The organism is Mesorhizobium sp. ES1-3, assembly GCF_020164795.1.
Lineage (GTDB): Bacteria > Pseudomonadota > Alphaproteobacteria > Rhizobiales > Rhizobiaceae > Mesorhizobium.
In genome coordinates this window covers 1-3087 of the sequence record NZ_JAIUGW010000060.1, presented here as the reverse complement: position 1 = coordinate 3087, position 3087 = coordinate 1, and the positions used below count along the sequence as shown (strand labels likewise).

Annotated in this window: 3 protein-coding genes; 2 read left to right on the top strand and 1 reads right to left on the bottom strand. The window is 56.9% G+C overall.

Features of this window, described 5'->3' with window-relative positions:
- The first annotated feature begins 392 nt into the window (after positions 1 to 392).
- Positions 393 to 623, top strand: a complete 231-nt coding sequence (locus LB536_RS31435; RefSeq protein WP_411966616.1) for a MucR family transcriptional regulator — start codon at positions 393 to 395, stop codon at positions 621 to 623.
- A 104-nt stretch (positions 624 to 727) separates the two neighbouring features.
- Here LB536_RS31435 and LB536_RS30890 read toward each other — a convergent pair whose 3' ends face one another.
- A complete protein-coding gene (locus LB536_RS30890; RefSeq protein ID WP_224599131.1) occupies positions 728 to 1861 on the bottom strand; it encodes a hypothetical protein in 1134 nt (377 codons plus the stop codon).
- A 235-nt stretch (positions 1862 to 2096) separates the two neighbouring features.
- Between LB536_RS30890 and LB536_RS30885 the strand changes: the two genes are divergently transcribed.
- Positions 2097 to 2480 (top strand): hypothetical protein, encoded by a 384-nt coding sequence (locus LB536_RS30885; protein ID WP_224599129.1) that lies wholly within the window; start codon positions 2097 to 2099, stop codon positions 2478 to 2480.
- Positions 2481 to 3087 lie beyond the last annotated feature (607 nt).

Here is a 3087-nt window from a genome sequence, read left to right as displayed (position 1 = left end):
GAAAAACAGGCCGCATGAGGCCAGAAATGAAGCGCCGGACTCTCCATTGAAATGGAGGGAACAAGGGTCTCAGGTCAGAACGCGAGTTCATTCCCCCGTCACAAGATTGCCGTTGGCAGTAAGAAAGTCAACGCCGCAACGACCTCCTCCGTCATCGCGTGGATTTGCTCACAAATCCACACACTCCTTGATCGATTTCCAACTACGCGCACCGAATTATTTTTGTTTTTGACACCTCTCGAACTACGTCGCGAGAGCGATGTCGGTGGATCGCAAAATCTTGCTCAAGCCAGACGTCGAGCGGTTCGAGTGGCGGGCCTGATCCGGCACCCGGCCGACCGCCGTTCGCGGATCTTCTCCTGGGTTTTATCGGACACAACCGAAGCACGCTCATGTCGCTCTCAGTGCGTCTTATCATTGGAATCGAGGCCCCGGCCCGCCGGGCAAGCTCCGCTTGTGAGATACCAAGCATCGAGGACGGCCGGAAATACAAATTCCTCAAGAGGCACCTCGCGACCAGCCACGACTTAACCCCGAATGAGTACCGGACGAAATGGGGTCTGCCGAAGTTCGGCGGGCCGGTCGGCGCTCGCCAAGTCCCTCGGCTTGGGCCCAAGCCCTGAATGCGACCGCTATACGCAAGCGGCGCTCGCCCTAGGCCCAGGCGAGGGGAACACCCTCAAGCTCGCCAGCGCTCCCTCGTTACCCATGCGCTGACGGCCATTCGTTAGCCGCCCACCAGTGTGATGATGCTTGGGACCGGAACATCCTTCGATGAACTTTGCAGGTTCAGCGCGTCGGTCAGGAGCTGCAGGACCCGGCTGGAGCCATTCTTTAGGCCGGCAGGGTCACGAGCGATGCCGTAGACCTGTCCCTTGTACAAGACGTTGATCAAACTGTTCGGCTGAAGGCCCTTGTCCAATTTGAACACGGTATAGGGGGGCGTAGTGCCGCCATGAGGGATCAGGAATGGATTTTGACCTGAACCGCCCACGCCCCATTCGTTGCGCACCATCTGGCCGAGATAGAAGATGGCTCCTTCAACCGAGCGGGTCCGGATGTTGATCCTGTCATCACTTTTCTTGACGGTTTCGCCGCAATAGTCGGATGGATACAGCTGGAAAAACGTGTCATCCGCCAACTCGACGGTCTTCGATTTTGGTTCGCCGGGCGCCGCACGAAAGCAGAAGCGGTACCCGGCGTCATGCTTGATCAGACGGACCTTGTTGCCGTGTTTTTCAAAGCTGGGCGCGCCAGCGGGCGCGTTGATAAGAGCGGCCAGAACCGCTTCCTTGCTTGCCTCGGCCCTGGTGAGGTCAGTACTGACCGGCGTCGTACTGGAAGTTTTCTCGCTGTCTAAATCGTTGAAGGCCAGCTGATTGACAGCCGAATAGAACGTGTTCCAGTCATTGTAAGATTCCGGGTTATTCTGGATGAGCTTCGTTTTGCCATTCTGGGTGACTTCAATCCCAGAAACAAAAAGGTTCATAACCACTCTGGGGTCGAACCCTTCGCTTATCCAGGAAAGGATCAACTGCTTGGAAATCGGCTTCTGAATCCCTTGATAAAAGTCCTGGGTGCTGATGTTTTGCACCGCGAAAGTGTTCGCGACCGAGGTCGATGCATTGAACGTGCTGGCAATGGTCTGGAGAGGGAGAGCTCCGGTCCCGCCCCGAAAAGGAAACGGCACGCCGGCTCCGACCGAGCCCGAGACGCTTCCGGTTCCGGAAGTCGAGCCAAGTTCGGTGAACTGGAGCGGCTCGGCATAGGCCGCTCTGACGATGTTCGTGAGGATGCTGTCGCTTTTCGCATCGGCCGCCTGTTGGTTGAAGCTTGTTGCCCTCGGACTAACGGCGTCCACGGCTGCGCATCCTGAGACCAAGACCGCCATTGTCGCGTAAGAAACCGCGCACCAAAGCTTATTCGAATTTGACGCCATTGTGTTTCCCCTCCTAGTTGACACTTCGATGGCATCAGTATCAATTGAAGTCGATCGGCATTCAAGCTGGTCAGTTTGATGGTGTATACTTTCCTTGGTGGCCGAGATCGCGCTTGCCGGTCGATCTATATGGCCAATTTTTTGGAGGAGCGGAACGGTGGCCGATCGATCCAAGTTTTCAGCCAAGGCAATGTTCGATGAGCTCGACAAAGGTCCGCAATACACCCTGACCGGCATGGTCAAAGCCGACCCAAACAAAAATAACGTTGTTCTTTTCGCCGACCTTGGTGATTGTAGCCACTGGATGGAGATTGACGAAAAACTCATTTCCGAGTTCGAGCGCCATGGATCGGCACCCTGCGACGACCACAGCCACCCCGTGGTGACGTTGCATTTGACGCACCCGAAGAACACTGACCAGCAATTGTTCGCGAAGGCGACGCCGCGGGTTTCGAATTACATGGCAATGGCAGCTGATCGGAGCGGCGGGGGACCGGCGACTCCCTGCATCTTCAGGCACGGTCAGTGGGTTTGCCCATAGGCGGCACCGGGCTCGCCAGCGCGGGAGGCACGCAACGAATCGGTTTCGGGAGGAGGGCAGATCCGTCGGCCAGTTTTCCTTGGCGGTTCCTGGAAGCTTTTCAAACTCTCTGCCTCACGCCACCAGCCGAACTGCGGGTGCTTGTGAAGGAGGTCGGGCTGCATGAGTCCGCTGTGGGACGAGCCTAGCGCGCCTTGACGGCAGTCCTTGGTTTATTGTTGGCCGCTAGTGGTCGCTCGCATTCGGGGCTGCTGCGGACAAATGCGTGGCCCCTTGACGTGTGTCTTCTATGGAAGCTTTTCGCCGGCACCGCTAAGCTTGGTTCCCAAAGCGATTCTGTATCGTGGTTCGACCGAGCTGAGGCGAGGTGCCAACACGACGCTCCAAAGGCCGTCGCTATTAGGGCGGGCCGTAGCTCTCACGCTCGAGAAGGGCGAAGTCCGGACGAAAGAGTTTACGCATGTCAGGGTTCCTCGTTATTACCTTGCCCGCATGTGGGACGAGGCTTGCTCGTGAAAGTAGGCTATGGGCGCTAGGACGTAGTGACGATTTAACGGGTTGGGATTCCCAAGGAAGCGCAAATCAGATTCAACGCTGATTTTTGGAG